Origin of the sequence: Paraburkholderia nemoris (assembly GCF_905221015.1) — a bacterium.
Taxonomy (GTDB): Bacteria; Pseudomonadota; Gammaproteobacteria; order Burkholderiales; family Burkholderiaceae; genus Paraburkholderia; species Paraburkholderia nemoris.
This window is the reverse complement of record NZ_CAJNBO010000022.1, coordinates 125,426-143,529: the sequence shown is the minus strand read 5'-3', so window position 1 is coordinate 143,529 and position 18,104 is coordinate 125,426. Positions and strand designations below refer to the sequence as shown.

Here is an 18,104-nt window from a genome sequence, read left to right as displayed (position 1 = left end):
ATGAAAACACTCGCGCGCGGCTTGACCAAGACGGACTTCGCGCAGCTGTCCGAGTTTCGCTACCAGATGCGTCGCTTCGAGCGTTTTTCCGAGCAGGCCGCCCAGGGCGAAGGCATTACACCTCTGCAGTATCTGCTGCTTCTGCATATCAAGGGTTATCCGGAGCGCGACTGGGCGACCGTCGGCGAGCTTGCGGAACGACTGCAGGCGCAGCATCACGGCGTGGTCGCGCTCGTGTCCCGCTGCGAGGCGCTGGACCTGGTCCGCAGAAAGGTCAGTGAGACCGACCGCCGCCAGGTCGAGGTTCATCTGTTGAACGCTGGCGAGCAGGTGCTTGCCCGTCTCGCCGAGATGCACCATGTCGAACTGAAGTCGCAGAAAGGCACGTTTAACGTCCCCCAGATTGATTTTTGAGTCCCCATGAGTCTTGATACCCATAAGCGCGATTTTTCCACCAACACACGGCTTCCCGGTATTTCCGCACTCGCTGCGGGAATCGGCGCCCTCAGCACGCTCGCGGCGTTCGTGCTGCTAAACCTGATTCACCTGTTCACCAATCTGTTTTTCTTCCAGCAATTTTCGTTTGCGGACCGCTCACCGGCCCTCAACACGCTGGGGATCTGGGTGGTGATCATCCCTGTGATCGGCGGCCTCATCGTCGGTCTGATGGCCCGTTACGGTTCCGAGAAGATTCGCGGGCATGGCATTCCCGAAGCGATTGAAGCGATTCTGTTCGGCAAGAGCCGCATGTCGCCGAAAGTGGCGATTCTCAAGCCCCTGTCGTCCGGCATTGTGATCGGCAGTGGCGGGCCGTTCGGCGCGGAAGGCCCGATCATCATGACAGGCGGCGCACTGGGGTCGCTGATCGCGCAATGCGTGAAGGTCACCTCAGCAGAACGCAAGACACTGCTGGTTGCCGGCGCGGCGGCGGGTATGACCGCGGTCTTCGGTACGCCGGTGGCTGCCGTATTGCTGGCGGTCGAACTGCTGCTGTTCGAATGGCGCCCACGCAGTTTTCTGCCGGTTGCCCTTGCGTGCGCAGTCGCGGGGTTCGCGCGCGCGGCATTCTTCGGTACGGGGCCGCTGTTTCCGCTTGAGACCGCGCCTCCTGGCGCGCTGTCGCTGGTGTCCTGCGTCATCGCGGGGCTGATGTCCGGCGCGCTCGCATCGGGTCTGTCGGCCGCGCTCTACAAGACCGAAGACCTGTTCGGCAAGCTGACCATGCACTGGATGTGGTGGCCCGCGATCGGCGGCCTCGTCGTCGGCATCGGCGGCTTCATCGAACCTCGCGCGCTGGGTGTCGGCTACGACGTGATCGGCGACCTGTTGCACCAGCACATTGCCATCCAGATCGCGCTGGCGATCCTGATCGTGAAGGCGGTCATCTGGGTCGTGGCACTGGGCTCGGGCACCTCAGGCGGCGTCCTTGCGCCGTTGCTCATGCTCGGTGCGGGGCTTGGTGTCGTGTTCGGCCACGTGCTGCCGGGTGGCGAACCCGCCCTGTGGCCGCTCGTCTGCATGGCGGCCACGCTCGGCGCCACGTTAGGTGCGCCGTTGACTGCCATCGTGTTCGCCTTCGGCCTGACGCACGACAGCAATGCCTTGCTGCCGCTGCTCGCCGCAACGCTGATTGCGCACGGGTTTGCAACGGTCGTGATGAAGCGTTCCATCATGACCGAGAAGATTGCCCGGCGCGGTTATCACATTTACCGGGAATACGGGGTCGATCCGCTCGAGCGCCACCACGTCGATGAGGTGATGTCGCGTACGGTCGAGACAATCGACGGCGACTTGTCCGTGGGCGAAGCGCTGGCTACCTACTTCGGCACGACGCAGACACATCGCGCCTATCCGGTCGTGCGTCGGGGCGCGCTGGCGGGTGTCGTCGATCGCGCGGTGCTGGAAAAAGTTCGTGCGGACGAGACAGGGCTTACTCTCGACTCGCGCCTCCACGACGTATTGCGCCACCGCTCCCCTGCTTTTGCATTGCCCAGTGAAACCTGCCGGCTCGTCGCGACGCGGCTGGCGGTGCATGGACTCGAACGGTTGCCCGTAGTTGCCGATGCCGAAACGTTGCAACTGGTCGGCATCGTATCGCGCAGCGATCTGGTCAAGCCGTCTCTTGCCCACTTCGACGAAGAGCACAAGAAAGAACGCTTCCGGCGCTTGCGGGTCAACACCGGCAAGCGGCACTTCCCGCCGGTTCCGTAAGTCAGGGTCAGTCAGCGGCTAGTCAGTGGCCGCAGCAGATTCGCGCGTTTTCCGTGCCCCTTCGGGGGCACGCCCCTCCTGCTTTCCCCGCTGATTCAGCATCCATTCCCCAGACAATATCGTCCCAACGCTGCGCAGCCATGTCGCGCTCCTCATGGCTGCCGCGCCACCGTGTCAAGGAAACGCGCCTCGCCGGCCATGCCCGGGAACGTGATTCGCACACGTGACATCCAACTCCGCATTCAAGATCGAATTGCCGGCAGATCGCGCACGGACAAATTCGGACTGACCATCATTATTCAGGAGACGCAACATGAAAATGATCACCGCAGCACTGTTCGGCGCACTCACGTGTGCCAGCCTCCCTTGCTGGGCACAGAGTGCCGCCCCCACCGACCCTCAGATCGCCGCCATCGTCGTGACCGCCAATCAGGTGGACATCGACGCCGGCAAGCTCGCGGAATCGAAAACGAAGTCGAAGGACGTTAAAGCATTCGCACAGCGCATGGTCACCGATCACAGCGGCGTCAACAAGGCGGCAACCGATCTGGTTCACAAGCTGGGCGTGACGCCGGAAGACAATCCGACGAGCCAGAGCCTCAAGCAAGGCGGCGATGCGAACCTCGCCAACCTTAAAACGCTCAAGGGCGCGGCGTTCGACCGGGCGTATATCGACCACGAAGTGACCTATCACGAGAGCGTTCTCGGCGCGCTGGACAAAACGCTGATTCCCGATGCGCAGAACGCCGAACTGAAGGCACTTCTCGTCAAGGTGCGTCCGGCGTTTGTCGCGCATCTTGAGCACGCGAAGCATCTGCAGGCGGAACTGGGCAACAGCGGTGGGTAATCCGACACTTTGCGCAGGCGGGCAGCGCCGAGGCACGCCATGCACCGGCGGCTGGGTCCTTGCCTGCGCTTTCGTTGCGATCATGGCGACGTCGCTGGTCAGCGTCTCCGAGGCTGCGGACAGAACGTACGTGATCGTCATCGCGCAGATGCGCTTCAATCCGCCGGTGCTCACGGTGCACCGTGGAGATCGCGTGACGTGGGTGAACAAGGATCTGTTTCCCCATACGGCGACTGCACCGTCGAAAGCGTTCGATTCACGCGAAATCTCGCCGAACACATCGTGGAGCTACGTGGCGCGCCAGACCGGCCGCTACCCGTATCTGTGCACCCTCCACACCACGATGCGTGGCACACTGGTCGTGCAATGAAAGATGGGCCATGAGTGAGGGTGACCTGGCGAGGCAGTCATGACGGACATCGCTGAAGCACATGCAACGTTTGCCGCAGACGACAAACGCGAGGTAGTCCGCCGCATCGTCGCAGGAGACCGATCGGCATTCGAATTGCTGATGCGCCGGCACAACCGGCGGCTGTATCGTCTGGCGCGCGCCACGTTGCGTGATGGAGCGGAAGCAGAAGATGCATTGCAGGCGGCGTATCTGTCAGCCTACCGATCGATCGCACGGTTTCGTGGCGAGGCCACGCTTCTCACCTGGCTGACTCGACTGGTACTCAACGAATGCTATGGACGCCTGCGCCGGGAAGCACGCCGTCAGAACGTGATTCCGATGGTAGACGCGAACATGCACGTCGATATCGATGCCATGACCGCGCGAGATTCCGATTCCCCAGACAAGACGTTGGCACGCACCGAACTGCGAGCTTTGCTCGAGCGCAAGCTGGATGAACTACCGGAAGTCTTTCGCGTTGTATTTGTGCTGCGTTCGGTCGAGGAATTGAGCGTCGAGGAGACCGCACAATGTCTCGACATCCCGGAAGCGACCGTGCGCAGCCGGCATTTCCGCGCCAGGAGCCTGTTGCGCGAGTCATTGGCGCACGAGATCGATCTCGCCGAGCGCGACGTATTTGAATTCGGCGGCACTCACTGCGACCGGGTGGTCGCCAACGTACTGTCGCGGATAGCGGGCGCGGATGACCAGGACAGTTGCGCACCGTCGAGTTAGACCGCCCCTCGTCGTCCGCGCCTTTTGCAGTGTCTGGGCGATAGCAGGCATCCTCGCCATGGCAGCAAACTCGAGCGCGGAAACGCGGGCGATCAGGATCCTGGCGGGGACCTATGGCACGAACTGCCGAATGCCGCGAGGCGACGCGACGCATGACCTCGCGCGTCAGTGTGATGGACTGCAGACCTGCCCGTACATCCTGCGCAAGGCTCCCACGGGTGCGCCATCCAAAGACTGTCGCAAGGACTTTCGTGTCGAATGGCGATGCACCGATACCGAATTCCACACCGCCACGCTCAGCGCTGAAGCAGGGCCGGGCAGTCGACTCGTGCTGAGTTGCGTCGAAGAGACCGGCCCTGGCAGATAAACGTCGCCACACGGGCGCTATTCGGCGATCGTCTTCGACTGAGACGGTCCATGCTCACATAACGGCGCGATCCGCGATGAGGCATCTATGGCCTCATTCAACAGTCGCTCGATGACCTCGGCGGCGCTGGAGACCTGATCGACGAGCGCCGCCGATTCGCCGGCATAGAGCGCCATCTGCTCAAGATCTCCCGCCGTGCTGCGCAATGGCGAATCGGTGCTAAACCGGTAAATCGGTCGCCCGTCGTCGCAGGCGATCACATCGCGCGGCAGCCTGTCCGGGTGGTGTCCGAACAGGTTATTTCCAGCTTTCCCGGTCACGCTGTTTGCCAGAACGCGCACGGGCGAGTGAGGCGGCCAGTTGATCGCGAACAGATCGGTATAGACCGTATCCCCAGCCTGGGCGGCGAGAATGCGCTGCTTGTGATAGTCATGCGCGAAAGACTCATGCGTTGCGAGAAAAAGCGTACCGCAGTGAATTCCTGCCGCACCGAGCGCGAGCGCCGCCACGAGGCCTGCGCCTGTCGCGAACCCGCCCGACGCGACAACCGGGATACGCACGTGCCTTACAATTTCTGGAAGTAAAGTCAGGATCCCCGTACGCCCCCGCACATGGCCGCCTGCTTCAATACCCTGTGCAATCACGACATCGGCCCCCGCCTGTTCAGCCGCGAGTGCGCCCTCGAGTGAACCGACCTGATAGAGCACCAGCACGCCGGCATCTTTCGCTCGCGCGACCACGTCGGGTACGACGTCCCAGAAGAAACATATCGCGGGAACACGGGCGGCCAGACAGACATCGAGTTCTGCCGCGAGGAGGCTTGAGTCCGTGGCGGATGGAATCAGATTGACGCCGAACGGCTGATCCGTGGCGGCTCGCACCGCAGCAATCTCGCGGGAGATCAACTCAGGCGACTCGCGCACCATACCCAGCAGGCCAAATCCGCCGGCATGGGAAACGGCCGCTGCAAGCCCGGCACGCGCTGGACCGCCCATTCCCGCCGAGATGACGGGATACCGGCACCCCAGCAGCCGGGTCAGCGGCGTAGCAAACGACGTCATATCGATAGCCATCGGATTACCTCTTCAATTGCGGATGGAACCGCCCAGGAAATCGACGCATTTACTTACGCAAACGCTCACCAGTCCGGTGACGGGCACGGCCATCCGTGTAATCCTGGAACAGCTTCCGTCGCTTCATATCATGACATGATTATTTCGGGAAATGGACCTATCCCGCTCCTGCTCGAACCAGCCAGGCAGTCTGAGTAAGGTGCAAATACATCACAAAGTGATATATAATGATTTCGACGCGATGTGATCTCCATCGTTGTGCTGCTGCGCTCGTGAGCGACGGCCATTCGAACGGTTGCGCATCCACCGTCCGGCTGCTGGATAGCGGGGGCTTCTCGAATCGGAGCAAGTGACGATATGTCTGCATTCGGGCGCATCCTTTTGTGTTATGACGCAACCCGTGAAGGGCGGCGGGCGTTGCGTCATGGCGCCTCATTAGCGGAACAGCTCAAGGCGGAAACGCACCTGCTTGCCGTTCTGAATAGCCTGGCGTGGACGCAGGGGGCCGACATTGCGTCTGCCGTCCCGTTCGATGCGTTGGAGCAGTCTGCGAGGGAAATACTCCGCGACGGAATCGAGACACTCGCTGCGCGCGGAGTCATCGCAGCGCCCCATTTCGCGATTGGCGACCCGCTGGACCATATCCCGTTTTTTGCCCGTGAGTTGAAAGCCGATCTGATTGTCGTGGGGCATCGCCGGAGCGGCCTCGTCCGGCGATGGTGGAGCGGCAAGAACGACGGATTGCTGCTGGACAGGGTTTCCTGCGCAGTACTGGTCGCTATGGACCCGGAGAACGCGGATGCTCAAGAGCAGGTAGAGAGACTGTCCGTACGTGCATAAGGGCATCGAGAAAAGCTCGTAGCCAAACGATCCGACAGCCGTGGTTTTCACACCGTGCCAATACTCTGGAACATGACCTACAGATCCATTGAAGCCGTCATTGGCAACACCTCGCTAGTCGAACTCGTTCGTCTTCCAGATGAAACGATCCGGGCGCGCAACAACATCATCCTCGGCAAGCTGGAGGGTAACAACCCCGCGGGTTCGGTCAAGGATCGAGCGGCGCTGTCCATGATCAGGGGAGCCGAACATCGCGGACGCATACAGCCCGGCGACGTGCTGATCGAAGCGACCAGTGGCAACACTGGCATCGCGCTCGCCATGGTGGCCGCGCTGCGCGGCTACCGGATGGTACTGCTCATGCCAGAGGATGTCTCCGTGGAACGGTGCCGCAGCATGGCAGCGTATGGCGCCGAAATCATTCTGACGCCGGCCAGGGGCGGTATGGAGTGCGCGCGAGACATCGCTGCGCAGATGGAACGGGAAGGCCGGGGCATCGTTCTCGATCAGTTCTCCAACCCCGACAACCCACTCGCACATTACAAAGATACCGGTCCCGAGATCTGGCGTGAAACGCGGGGACGCGTCACTCATTTCGTTTCGGCCATGGGGACTACCGGCACCATCATGGGCGTAAGCCGGTTTCTGAAGGAACAGAATTCCACCGTTCAGATCGTTGGAGTGCAACCTGAAGAGGGCTCGCGGATTGCTGGCATACGCAAATGGGCTGACGGATATTTGCCGGCATTCTTTGAGCCAACGCGGATCGATCGGACCGAGTCGGTAGGTCAGACGACGGCTGAAGCCGCAGCCCGCCGTCTTGCGGCGATCGAGGGGATTTTCTGCGGAATTTCGGCGGGTGGCGCATGCGCTGTGGCATTGCGCATTGCTCGGGAAGTTGAGAACGCTACGATAGTGTTCGTTATTTGTGATCGGGGCGATCGTTACCTGTCGACAGGCGCATTTCCAGCGTGATGGACATCACGAGGGCTGATCTGGTGTTTCCTGCAACCTGTTGCGTCTGGCGCAGGAGGGAAACGACAGCACGAGCGATCCATTCAACGTGTGAATGCAGTTGCCAACGCGGAATGTGACTCCGCATGAATTACGTCTATCGATCGCGGGCGCCGATGCCGGGCAATTCGCTCGGATGTCGTACGGCCGGCTCCCTGTCTTCACCATTCAGGGAGGCGGGGAGAGCATGCTCAATCGATATCCCGCTTTGAATCAACGGAGATGTGGACTGACAGCGCTCAAATCGATTGAGTCGCGATAAGGTCGACCAGACGAAAATTTATTCTGTGGCAAGGATTCCTTGCACCATCAGAGAATAGAACTGGGCAGCCGCTGTTCGCACGATGGTGGCGTCCTTCATTTGCCCTTTTCTGATCATATTCATCACTTCGATGCCGGACAGAATGATGCGGGCGCACCGGAAATCCTTGAAGCCCATCATGGGGTTGATGATGCGCTTGACGGCACGATGGTCCTGGTCGGGTAGCCGTACCGCATTGCTGCGGTACGGCCCCCTTGAACCGTACGTGCGCCTTTAGGAGCATACGGTGTTGTTGACGAAACTGGACGGCATTGTCGATGCACTGAAGAATGCGCGATGATGTATCTCGATTGCCGGTTGTCGCCGCCTACTCTGAACTTTTAATGGACAGTCGCAGGCAGAAAGGAGTTCGCCATGATCGAATCCTGGATGGGCGTAATTGTCGGTTCGTTTGTGCTCGCAATCGCAGCGATGCTGGTCATGGGCCACTATCGCCGCGAACATCTGCGGGAGCGACTGCTCAGGCGGATGGATCATCGTCACTGCTGGGACGTGATGCGGCGTCGGCGTTGACAGCGTCGCCCGTCTGCCGGCGCGCGTTCGTGTCTGCAAGAAACGATGATCCAGGCCGATGTCGCCCCGCAGCAGACGTGACAAGCGATCCACAAATTGCCGGCGCCATGCGCGGGCAACCACTGCAACAAGGCAACGGGCAACCGTCGACCTAATGATCACTGCAATGACATATCCAGACAAGCATCCAACTGATGCCAACCCGTCGAGCATCACGGTGCGGGCTGCCGCGGGTCAACTGAGGATCGTTCCGGTCTGGCAGGCTTTGGGACAGCACGCCTCGCAGGGGAAACGGACCCGACTTCGCCACAACGAGAAACACAACATCGACGAAATGACGGTCACGTTCGAGTCGGTGTCACCCGAAGACCTGGCCAAAATTGCCAGGCGACTGAGTATCCTTCCGTGGGTTGTGGCGGCTTCGTTCCACGCTGCACAGGCACCGCTTCCCAACGTGAGCGGTGAGGCTGATCCCGGGGCGTGAGCGATTGCATCAACCGCCGCCCTGGACTGACGTGATCCTCGTGACGGACTTCACGCGGTGCAGCCGATCTGCGCCCGATCGGTCCATTGGAGATGTCGCCCGCTGTATCGACAGGACTGGAGCAGATCAGTGATTGCGCGCGGCATTGCATCGACGTTTTATCATGACGCCGTGAGCCATGCCGAGGAAACTCCGCATGCTCCTGACGGCCGATAGTTAGCGACGTGGACGGTTAAAATTTCGAGAAAGAGCACGGCGACCTGTTGCTGTGACGTTGGCCGGGCCAGCGGCTTGAGGGAAAGGGGTGCAGCGATGATCAGCGACCTCGAGCTATTGTCGCGACTGGTCCTCACTGCGGTGCCTGGCAGCGTCATCGGCTTCGAAAGCAAGCGGCTGAACTGCGCTGCGGGCCTGCGTACTCACATGCCGGTGTTTTGGCGCTTCGTTGATGAAGCTGGTCCTGAAGGGAACTCGCCGGTTCAACGGGTTCGGCGGTGCCGACCTTATAAAGTGCCTTCGCGAGGCCGAATCTTGCGCTCGCGATGCCGTCACGTTGGCTCGTTTTCCCCGCGGGCTGTTGTCAAATGACACAAAGTCGTCCCCCTCCAAAGACCATTTTATAAGGCGCAGCGCGCAGCGCTGGTCAACTTTGCGTCAATTCTTATGAGAGTGAACCAAACCGTGGGAGGCCATTTCCGTTGACTTGACCGCCGTCATAGACGGCGCGACGGCGCCTGACCCGATGGGATGCGGCGCTCGGAATCTGCGAAGTTTCTAACGAAGAGGGCCCAGCAAGCCCGCCCGGCACGCTCGCTGTATCAGCTACGCTGGCGACGTTGCCAACCGATCGGAGTTGCTATGCGACTGATCATCGAGGCCCGCCTGGAGGGTGGGGAAACGAGTGAGACTGAAGCGACGACCGTTGCTGTTGTGGAACGAAAGGACCGGAGCGTCGCTGACCTGGGACTCACACTTGCCGAAGGCCGCGCCTTGCTCGCCGAGGTTCAATCGTTACTGGTGTCAGAGCAGACTGCCGGGTGGATGGAGAGCCAATTGGCTTGCCACCGTTGTGGCTCGATGCTGGCGCACAAGGACGCCCGGTCGATCGTGCTGCGAACCGTGTTTGGCAAGATCGACGTGCCGAGTCCGAGGCTGTGGGCGTGCAGCTGCGCGGCAAAGCAAGGGCAACCGCGCCGCTCCGTGAGTCCGCTGTGCAAGGCCGTTGACCAGCGTGTGACGCCGGAATTGGAGTACCTGCAGGCCAGGTGGGCCGCCCATCTACCCTACCGTCAGGCCACTGAGCTGCTTCGAGAGGTCCTTCCGCTGGACAAAGGGATTTCCTTCGGTAGTACTCGCCGTCGGATCCTCGCCGTCGGTAGCGCTTCGGACGCGCAGATCGAGCGCGATATCGCGTCTGGACCAAAGCGGTCAGCGCAGAGCAGGCTCGCGAATCGACCACCGTCGGCTGCGTGAGCGTCGACTCGGCGTGGCTGGGCTTTAACAGCAGCCCAAAGAGCCGCAAGGCGGCGCGCGACCTTGCGGAGCTGAAATCGCCTTGGGCGCAGAAGTTGACGCGGGACCGACATGTCAACATCGTTGCGGGCCGTGCAACTCTTGCTGATCGCACCCCGCGTCTCTACGCGTACGTGCATAAGCAGGTGCCATCGGCGGCCGCGCGGTTGGACCAATTTCTCTTTGCAAGCGGCGTGGCTCCAGACGAGCGGGTCACCGTGATCAGCGATGACGCTGGCGAATTCGGCAAGGCTGTGGACGGCAGCCAGCTCGCCAGGGGAAGGATCCTTGACTGGTTTCACATCGCGATGAAGTTCAAGGCTGCCAGGAACTCGGTGTCAGGAAGCCAGACGATGGAGCCCCACGAGCGAATCGCTGTAGAGACAGAGATCGATCACGCCAAGTGGCGGGTTTGGCATGGAAAGGGCCGACAATCGGTGTCCCGCATCAAGGCATTGGATGCCACGCTGTTGGCGAAGGAAGGCTATGAGCACTCGACGTTATACTGGAACCTGCGCCGCCTGTACTTCTACATCGATAACAACGCCGGTACGCTCGCGAACTATGGCATGCGCTATCACAAGGGGCTACCGATCAGCAGCAGCATTGCCGAGTCCGCGGTGAACCTGGTGGTCAGCCATCGCATGGCGAAGAAGCAACAAATGCGATGGACGGACGAGGGAGCGCACTGTCTGGCACAGGTCAGAGTTGCTGTTCTCAACGAAGAACTCTCGGTTAAGAAACTTGCCGTGTTGACCAGGACTTCTGCAGCTGCAAACTCGCCAAGTGCGCGCCGAGCGGCGTGAATTGACCACCCACGGTTTGGTTCACTCTCTTTGACATTTACGGGTTCGCTCGATCGTTCAAAACTGTCATTTGCTCCCGACGACGTCAACGGTGCGCCCGGTGCCGGCTATAAGACTACCGTGCACGGGATTAGCAAGGCTGACTGCCAAAACATCGAGCCGAACGTACTTTTCGATAGTGTCACCGTGAACGGGGAAACGATCCGCCGCGGTTCAATGTCGGTCGATCAGATTGGCGACCTATGCCATTCGACGTTCTGGCGATGGGCTAGCGAGAACGTGGTCGTGCTGCGCGGATCCTAGTGGGTCCTAGAATCGATGGCGCATCGAGGCGGAGATGAAGTCCCTTGAATTTCCAGCGCGCGTGGACTTTTCCAATTTGGGTAACAGGTAACAGATTAGGCCAGAGCATTGTCCGCTACGGTTCGGCACTGTTACCCGGCTTGTTACCCTATCGCCCGGGTAACAGATTTGGGTAACATTCTTCGGTGATTACCCAAGCGCGCGCCGACAATTATCTGTGGTTGTTTTGCGGAAGACCGGGTGAAGCGTTGCGGCTGCAGCTTGCTGGGCAATCGGTGCCACCCCGCGAGCGGGAAACGATTTATTGTGTCCTCGCCGGTAGAATAACGCCCACATCCTCCGTGGCGGTGGAGTGTGGTTCCGAGTACATTGCATGACACTTTATAAATGAGCGCAGTACGCGAGGCAAAAACGACATTCAAATGAATAACGAAGCTCTTGAGACCAAAGCACTACGGATAGAAAATAGGGCCAGAGAAGTGCTTGGCCGTATAAGGGGAGCCATCGCCGATACGGGCATCGAGCGTGAGTGTTACGCCGTTCGCGCGCGCGTAAAACCTGAGAACCGGCTGGTGGAGAAAGTAGGAAGAAAACGCGAGACTAAAACTGACTACCGGCTGGAGTCGATTACTGATGTCATCGGTATCCGACTAATAGCCCTTTTCCGCATGGACTTGCCGAAAATCATGACCATGGTGCTCGACATCATTAGCCACGATGCCGAAATCATGCCGAACCCCGTAAAGAAGGGCAGCCTTGAGGAGGTCATCGTTTACAGCAACGAGATCGACAGTTCACCGTTTAATTTGCTTCTCAAGGAAACGCTGGATCAGAGACAAGTCCAGTTCTCAATGCAATCTTCGAAAGAAGGCTACTCGAGTATCCACATTGTCTGCCGTGTGTCGCCGAACGTCTCCAATTGTCAAGAGATCAGTCCGAGCTATCACTTACCCATCGAGATCCAAATCCGGACCGTTTTCGAGGATGCTTGGGGCGAGATCGACCACAAGTATGGCTACCTCGCGCGTTCCGGCAAAGAATTGACGCTCGCGGAAAATCAAGCGCACGTCGGGCCGCATCTCCGGGTTCTCAAGCAGTTCACCGACGCCTGTGCTTCGTATGCCGACACTATCAAGGAAATGTGTTCCGAGTACCCGAGCGTGAGCACGAAGGCTGGCAAGATTCTTTCTGTCGAGTCGGACGAAGACGTGTTGCGCCGGTTTGAGCAGTTGGGCGTCGCTAAGGAATATATCGAGCGATATGCGGCGGGAAGAACTCTCAGGGATAAGTGCGGATCCGGGAGCCAAAGCAAACAGGAGCGCGCGCAGTGCTATCTCGATGCCTATCAACATTTCGCGTCGATCGCCCAGCAAAGCGAAACCGACTTGACTGGCGACGGTCTGGGGCTCTACTGGTATTACGTAACGTTGAACTCTGCGTTTTGCCTCCTCTCGACAAATCTGACCGCAAGCATTGAGAGCGCAGTGGGAATTTATCTGGATCTTGCCGAAAAATATCCCACCTATCCGCTGGTAAAATTCCGGCTCGGACAGGCGTATTCAAAGCTCGGCAAGGTCGATGATTCGATTCGACTTTTCGAAGACGTTTTGCAGGAAGTCGAACGGTTCGCTGAAAAGAGCCGGGGTCGACAAAGCTGGGAAGACAATCTGCCGCTGCCTGACTATACGCACATCTCCAGAGTTCTCCCGAAACTTCTCGGATACCAATACTGGGAGAAAGGGGCGTTCCGGACCGATCCGAGCAACGTTCACGAGAAGCTGACGCTCTACCGGAAAGCGTATGAAATCACGCTGGCTGCTTACGACCTCAGCCCGGATAACGCGGACCTAGCGAACAATCTGGCGTTCTACGCCGTAGAGTATCTAGCTATAGAAAATGAGGACGGATTCGCTGGGGCACTGCGAGCGGCGCTGCCGACATACCTTGCGCCAATCGAGCAGGCCGCGGCGTCGCCCAACGCGGACGCAATGCTACTCGACACGCTGTTGCAGCTCTACATTTTCAGCGAGAAGAAGGACGAAGCTTTGGCACTCGCGCCCCGCGTGGTCAGCGCTCTGGCAGCGGCCACAGACGTGGCAGACACAATAGCGCGCGTGATTCAAGAGCGAGTGCTCAAAGTCCTGATGACCGGCAAAACGCTGTAATTATTGTAATAATGTGCGTTTTCTGCTTGACGCGCAGAGCGTTCGATTATTAAATGCAATCCATACACCCACCAACAACAAAGGAGCCCTCTCATGACCCTCACTTGGCCTAACAACGACGGTTGACCCACGACGCATGGATTGTTACGAACAAAACGCCTCATTATGAGGCGTTTTTGTTTCAGATCGGGGGGAAATCGAAACGATCCCATGCAGGTTTGTTTGGCGCTGCCCAAGTGGTGATAGGCGGTGCCACGATCGATCCGGCTGCGCTCACCGCATTCGGCGCGACGGTGCCCCGAATCTGAAGGTTATGCAGTGGGGCCGAGTAGCTCTCGGTATGGGCGCTGAAATCCGTGCTGTACTCGGTGAAATCGCTGTCGCCCGTTTCGCAGTTGTTGATACCGAGCTGGGCGAGCCGCGCGGCAAGGGAGCCGGCGGGCGCCGCTGCTCGGATCGCCTCAAACACCGCAGACAGGTCAGAAAACGACTGAGCAGCGCTGGCAAACAGGCCCGCGGCCATGTCGATACGGCAAATGAGCTCTTTCGGGAGCGGCTCAGCGGCGGTCATGGGAGCCCGGTCAGTCATGGCGGATCTCCCGGTCGGCGAGGTTTGCATAGTTGCCCGCTCGCGAGGGGGCATGGACAGCATGCCGCCCCGTTCGACGCGGTGTTGAGCACGGCGGCGATGGACGAGACGGCCCGGAATTCCTGGTGCTGTGAGCATGGCGTGTTTCCGCAGGAGCTGGCCGCACTAAGGTGGCTGCCTGAACGAGACGAGCCTGAAGGTTGCTACTAAAAAGATGACCTGTGCTCCAGCAACTTACAAGGCCACTCCGGCCGCGATTGCTGGTTGAGCCGGCCGAAATCAGGAATGACCTGCTCCATGATCGAGCCGATGGGATCCTGTAGCCAGGGGGTCAGGTACGGCGAGCTGATCTGTTGAAGCACACCTTGTGCGATCACGAACAGGTTGGCGTCAACGTTCCATCGCCGCGGCACGTCCAGCTCTGCGGCCGGCGAGTTGAAAAGGGACGGGAACCAGGACGACCGGGCGCCGACGGCGTTCCAGAGTTGCCCGAGCAATCGCTTCGCCTGTGCCGCATTGTCACGCAAACCATAGGCGCAGGCCGCGCCGTTCAACGCACCTCCGCTGGTGCCGCTGATCGCCCTGATAAACAACCGGCCTTTCCCCACTTCATCCAGCAGGCGATCCAGTACGCCCCACGTGAAAGCGGCGTGGGCTCCGCCACCCTGAAGGGCCAGGCCTATCGTCCGTTTCGGTCCGGTATCCGGCATTTTCGGTTCCCCCGACTGGCTGTCCTGCTTCGCCGACGTTGTTCGGGACATCAGCAAACTCCCTGAAGGATAGACGTTCAGCCGCTCAGCCGCACCCCTGGTTCCTGGGCCTCGTGCGGTCGTGGGGCGACCGCACGCCCTGCGCGCGTTTGCCGGCCACGTCGATGCGGCGAAGGCCGTTGCTGGCAGGCAACCGGCACCTTTTTCGTACCCTCCGCCGTCACTCGTCATCCGCGGCGTAATACTGCGCGGCCGCCTCGAGCATGCGCTGCTGCTCGGCGCGCACATAGATCGAGGTCGTCTGCAGCGACGCGTGGCCGAGAATCGCCTGTACCACGTCGACCGGCATGTCGCGTGCGACCGCGCGGGTGCCGAAGGTGTGCCGGAACGCGTGCGCGGAGGTGTTCGCGAGCCGTCCCACGAAGTGAAGTTGGGACATCGCGCCCTAATTTATAGGCCCGTAATTCGGTAATTCGTCTTGTCGTTGCACCGGACTTTACTTTCCACCAATGCGAACTAAACTTCAATCTTATGAATGAAGAAAAGTAAAACCGTGACTTCGCGAGGAGATGGTGGAGAACAGCCGGTCGCTCGATCCCGTACAGCAGTTTGCTTTCCGCCCGATCGCCATTCAGCGCTCGAAGTGGATGCATCACTTCCAGGTCTGGAGCCCAAAACTTTCCCGACGCCTTTCCCTATACTCCGACAGCGCCATCGACTTCTGGGCCATGATCGAATCGCATGCTGCGATTCTTACGTTCTGCGAGTACCCGGGCTTCATTCTTGTTGATCAGAAACCGCGCATCGCGGATTTCGTTCTGGATAAGGATGGGAAGAACGAGTTTGTGGTCCTGAACGCGACTCCCCTGGGTGCCGTCGACGAGAGCGTGTATGAGATCCTTGATCCATTACCGGTCACGGCCGTGACTGCGGAAGCGTTGAAATCTCATCGCCAGTGGATCGATAACTGGCTGCGCATGTTGCCGTATGTCACGAGCAACGTACGGTTCCTCACGCATGAGCTCCTTGATCGCATCGAACAGCGTCTTGCCTCCCCGAAGCCGCTGTACGCCATCGAGCGCGATGCGCTTCCGGCCGATCCCATTCTGACCCGCTCCGCCGTCTTCGATTTGACGCGCCGTGGTCGGCTTACGAGCCCGGATCTGCGCACTGATGCGCTCAGCATGCATACCCGCTTCGTGCAAGTCGCCACAACCGAGGGCGCGCGGTGAAAAGCACTACGTCCGTCACACGGGAGACGCTTGCGCCTGAGCTGCGTGACCTGCACTGTTGGCCAACCGTCGACGCTTCTGCATTGCCGGAGTCACGTCGCGCACCGTTTTCGCGGCGCGAGCAGGCGATCCGCCGCTACATCGAGGGCCAAAGCCTGGCGCTGATTGAAAGCGCAACCGGCATTCGGCGCGGGCAACTTTACCAGTTGCTTGCGCGTTGCGTTGCAACGCATGCGGACGGTCGCATCTATGGTTTCCGTGCGCTGGTGCCTCACGTTCACACGCGAAACTATATCCGCACCAAGCCCACCCAACCGAGCACCCCCGGCAAACGTGGCGGGGCTGCTGGAGCGATGGCGCAACTACTCGAGCGGTATGAAGTGCTCGGAGAGTTCCTGCAACGACAAATAGAGCTGCATAGGCTTTACTTCGGCGCACGCGGCGAACTGCGAGGGCTGCGTGCGACACACCGGGAATTTCTCAACCGTTGTCGCGAGCTGAATCTGACAGGCAAGCACTACCCGTTCAATCAGAATTTACAGGGCATTCGCAGCCTGGCCGCAGCTATCCGCCGCCTGGTGGCAAGCCAGACGTTCGCCCAGGCCGCGCGCGCCGCAGGCGCACAACACGTTCAGCCCCTTCGTCCACCGCAAGATCAAACGCCACGACGTGCGGTGACGCGCCCGTTCGAAATCGTCGAATTTGACGGACACAAACTGAATGTGCGTTTGCGCATCCGCATGGTCGATCCCATCGGGATGGAGCGCGATTTCGAGCTCGAGCGGGTATGGCTGCTGGTTGTCCTCGATGTATGCACGCGTGCGGTGCTCGGCTGGCACCTCGCACTTTCTGCCGAATACAACCGGCACGACGTCATCAAGGCGATACAAAATGCGCTGCAGCCTCGTCGCAAGCGAGCCTCCTTTTCCATCGCCGGTCTGCGATACGAGACGCGCGCAGAATTCGTCAGCGATGCTGTTCGTCAGACCGAGTACGCGACGTGGGACTGGTTGCGCTATGACAATGCGCGCTGTCACCTCGCCGGCGAGACGCTCGCCGCCGTGTGCGACATGATCGGCAGCCACATCGACGCGGGGCCATATGCGGAGCCCAACGAGCGGCCATATATCGAACGATTCTTCGGTACGATCGGCGGCACGCTGTCGCACCGGCTACCCGGCACCACCGGCACCAGCGCCCAGGATGTGCGGCGGAGCTTGTCGGACCCGGATGGCGACCTCAGCCTGCTCGTGAGCAGCGAGGAGCTTGCCGAATTGCTCGAGGTCAGCTTTGCCAATTACAACGGCGCCCCTCATGACGGTCTGGGAGGACGTTCGCCCATCGAGGCGATGCAGCATTTTGCGCAAAAAGGACTGGTATGGCGCACGCTTGCCCAGCCCTATCGGCAAAACCTGATGCTGCTTCAGCCGGTCCATCATGCCGCCGTCTGCGGCAACCTGCGCCGTGGCGTGCGCCCTTATATCAATCTGTACGGCGTGCGTTATTCCAGCAGCGTACTCGGCGAAGCCTCCCGCCAGATCGGCAAACCGCTACGCGTCTATTTCGATCCTGATGACATGCGTGTCGTGAGCGCCTTCCTTGAAAACGGCGAAGAAATCGGCCCACTCCGGGCAGCCAGACCCTGGGACCAGACGCCTCATTCGCTGCGGCTTCGGCAGGAGATCCTGCGACTGAAACGCCTCGGGGAAATCCAGTACGACGAGTCGTCCGATCCGGTCGAGGTCTACCTCAAATATCAACAACGCAAGTCCCGCTCGAAACGCAAGCGTGTGTCGCTTCGCGTCGCAGAAGCCGCTCGCGCGATCGAGCAACGCGACACGAATCATGCTGCCGCGAGCCCTGCGGCACCGCTCAAACCGGATGACATCCCCGCAGTGAGTCTGCTCGAGCTCGGGAAAGGACAGATCTTTCGTTGACCATGGCGACCGACTCGTTGCGCCCTCTGCCGATCGACCAGCATCCGGTCGTG

At 60.0% G+C, this 18,104-nt stretch carries 17 protein-coding genes and 2 pseudogenes; 14 read left to right on the top strand and 5 right to left on the bottom strand.

What is annotated here, in order from left to right:
* From KHO33_RS29625 to KHO33_RS29605, 5 genes are all read left to right on the top strand, one after another.
* A complete protein-coding gene (locus KHO33_RS29625; protein ID WP_200567224.1) occupies positions 1–414 on the top strand; it encodes a MarR family winged helix-turn-helix transcriptional regulator in 414 nt (137 codons plus the stop codon).
* A 6-nt stretch (positions 415–420) separates the two neighbouring features.
* Positions 421–2,211 carry a chloride channel protein gene (locus KHO33_RS29620; RefSeq protein ID WP_200567223.1) on the top strand — a complete coding sequence of 597 codons (1,791 nt, stop codon included), beginning with the start codon at positions 421–423 and terminating at the stop codon, positions 2,209–2,211.
* A 313-nt stretch (positions 2,212–2,524) separates the two neighbouring features.
* Positions 2,525–3,058, top strand: coding sequence for a DUF4142 domain-containing protein (locus KHO33_RS29615; protein ID WP_200567222.1), 534 nt, complete (start codon positions 2,525–2,527; stop codon positions 3,056–3,058).
* The gene (locus KHO33_RS29610; protein ID WP_321207343.1) at positions 3,051–3,428 is read left to right on the top strand and encodes a cupredoxin domain-containing protein; all 378 of its coding nucleotides are present in this window, start codon (positions 3,051–3,053) and stop codon (positions 3,426–3,428) included. Before KHO33_RS29615 ends, KHO33_RS29610 begins: the two co-directional genes overlap by 8 nt.
* Before the next feature lie 39 nt (positions 3,429–3,467).
* Positions 3,468–4,184, top strand: a complete 717-nt coding sequence (locus tag KHO33_RS29605; RefSeq protein WP_200567220.1) for an RNA polymerase sigma factor — start codon at positions 3,468–3,470, stop codon at positions 4,182–4,184.
* A 384-nt stretch (positions 4,185–4,568) separates the two neighbouring features.
* Here KHO33_RS29605 and KHO33_RS29600 read toward each other — a convergent pair whose 3' ends face one another.
* Positions 4,569–5,624 carry an NAD(P)H-dependent flavin oxidoreductase gene (locus KHO33_RS29600; RefSeq protein WP_200567219.1) on the bottom strand — a complete coding sequence of 352 codons (1,056 nt, stop codon included), beginning with the start codon at positions 5,622–5,624 and terminating at the stop codon, positions 4,569–4,571.
* Between the two features lie 357 nt (positions 5,625–5,981).
* Between KHO33_RS29600 and KHO33_RS29595 the strand changes: the two genes are divergently transcribed.
* Both KHO33_RS29595 and cysM read left to right on the top strand, forming a co-directional pair.
* Positions 5,982–6,464, top strand: a complete 483-nt coding sequence (locus KHO33_RS29595) for a universal stress protein (RefSeq protein ID WP_200567218.1) — start codon at positions 5,982–5,984, stop codon at positions 6,462–6,464.
* 72 nt (positions 6,465–6,536) lie between these two features.
* Positions 6,537–7,439 carry a cysteine synthase CysM gene (gene cysM / locus KHO33_RS29590; RefSeq protein WP_200567217.1) on the top strand — a complete coding sequence of 301 codons (903 nt, stop codon included), beginning with the start codon at positions 6,537–6,539 and terminating at the stop codon, positions 7,437–7,439.
* 319 nt (positions 7,440–7,758) lie between these two features.
* Here cysM and KHO33_RS29585 read toward each other — a convergent pair.
* Positions 7,759–7,986 (bottom strand): annotated as a pseudogene (locus tag KHO33_RS29585) (hypothetical protein); the annotation flags it as partial.
* 168 nt (positions 7,987–8,154) lie between these two features.
* Between KHO33_RS29585 and KHO33_RS29580 the strand changes: the two are divergent.
* From KHO33_RS29580 to KHO33_RS29560, 5 genes are all read left to right on the top strand, one after another.
* Positions 8,155–8,313 (top strand): hypothetical protein, encoded by a 159-nt coding sequence (locus KHO33_RS29580; RefSeq protein ID WP_200567216.1) that lies wholly within the window; start codon positions 8,155–8,157, stop codon positions 8,311–8,313.
* Between the two features lie 166 nt (positions 8,314–8,479).
* Positions 8,480–8,797 (top strand): hypothetical protein, encoded by a 318-nt coding sequence (locus KHO33_RS29575; RefSeq protein ID WP_200567215.1) that lies wholly within the window; start codon positions 8,480–8,482, stop codon positions 8,795–8,797.
* Positions 8,798–9,655: 858 nt separating this feature from the next.
* Positions 9,656–10,270, top strand: coding sequence for a hypothetical protein (locus KHO33_RS29570; protein WP_200567214.1), 615 nt, complete (start codon positions 9,656–9,658; stop codon positions 10,268–10,270).
* A complete protein-coding gene (locus KHO33_RS29565) occupies positions 10,267–11,115 on the top strand; it encodes a hypothetical protein (RefSeq protein ID WP_200567213.1) in 849 nt (282 codons plus the stop codon). The genes KHO33_RS29570 and KHO33_RS29565 overlap by 4 nt, the downstream gene beginning before the upstream one ends.
* Before the next feature lie 725 nt (positions 11,116–11,840).
* A complete protein-coding gene (locus KHO33_RS29560; RefSeq protein WP_200567212.1) occupies positions 11,841–13,583 on the top strand; it encodes a hypothetical protein in 1,743 nt (580 codons plus the stop codon).
* Between the two features lie 181 nt (positions 13,584–13,764).
* Here KHO33_RS29560 and KHO33_RS29555 read toward each other — a convergent pair whose 3' ends face one another.
* The 3 genes and pseudogenes from KHO33_RS29555 to KHO33_RS29545 all read right to left on the bottom strand — a co-directional run.
* Complete coding sequence (locus KHO33_RS29555) at positions 13,765–14,172, bottom strand: hypothetical protein (RefSeq protein WP_200567211.1); 408 nt, start codon at positions 14,170–14,172, stop codon at positions 13,765–13,767.
* Positions 14,173–14,378: 206 nt separating this feature from the next.
* Positions 14,379–14,933: a patatin-like phospholipase family protein gene (locus KHO33_RS29550; RefSeq protein ID WP_234480772.1), complete on the bottom strand. Its 555-nt coding sequence runs from the start codon at positions 14,931–14,933 to the stop codon at positions 14,379–14,381.
* A 169-nt stretch (positions 14,934–15,102) separates the two neighbouring features.
* Positions 15,103–15,297 (bottom strand): annotated as a pseudogene (locus KHO33_RS29545) (tyrosine-type recombinase/integrase); the annotation flags it as partial.
* A gap of 154 nt (positions 15,298–15,451) precedes the next feature.
* Here KHO33_RS29545 and KHO33_RS29540 point away from each other — a divergent pair.
* Positions 15,452–16,114, top strand: a complete 663-nt coding sequence (locus tag KHO33_RS29540) for a hypothetical protein (protein ID WP_234480771.1) — start codon at positions 15,452–15,454, stop codon at positions 16,112–16,114.
* Positions 16,111–18,051, top strand: a complete 1,941-nt coding sequence (locus tag KHO33_RS29535; RefSeq protein WP_200567210.1) for an integrase — start codon at positions 16,111–16,113, stop codon at positions 18,049–18,051. The genes KHO33_RS29540 and KHO33_RS29535 overlap by 4 nt, the downstream gene beginning before the upstream one ends.
* Positions 18,052–18,104: the final 53 nt, after the last annotated feature.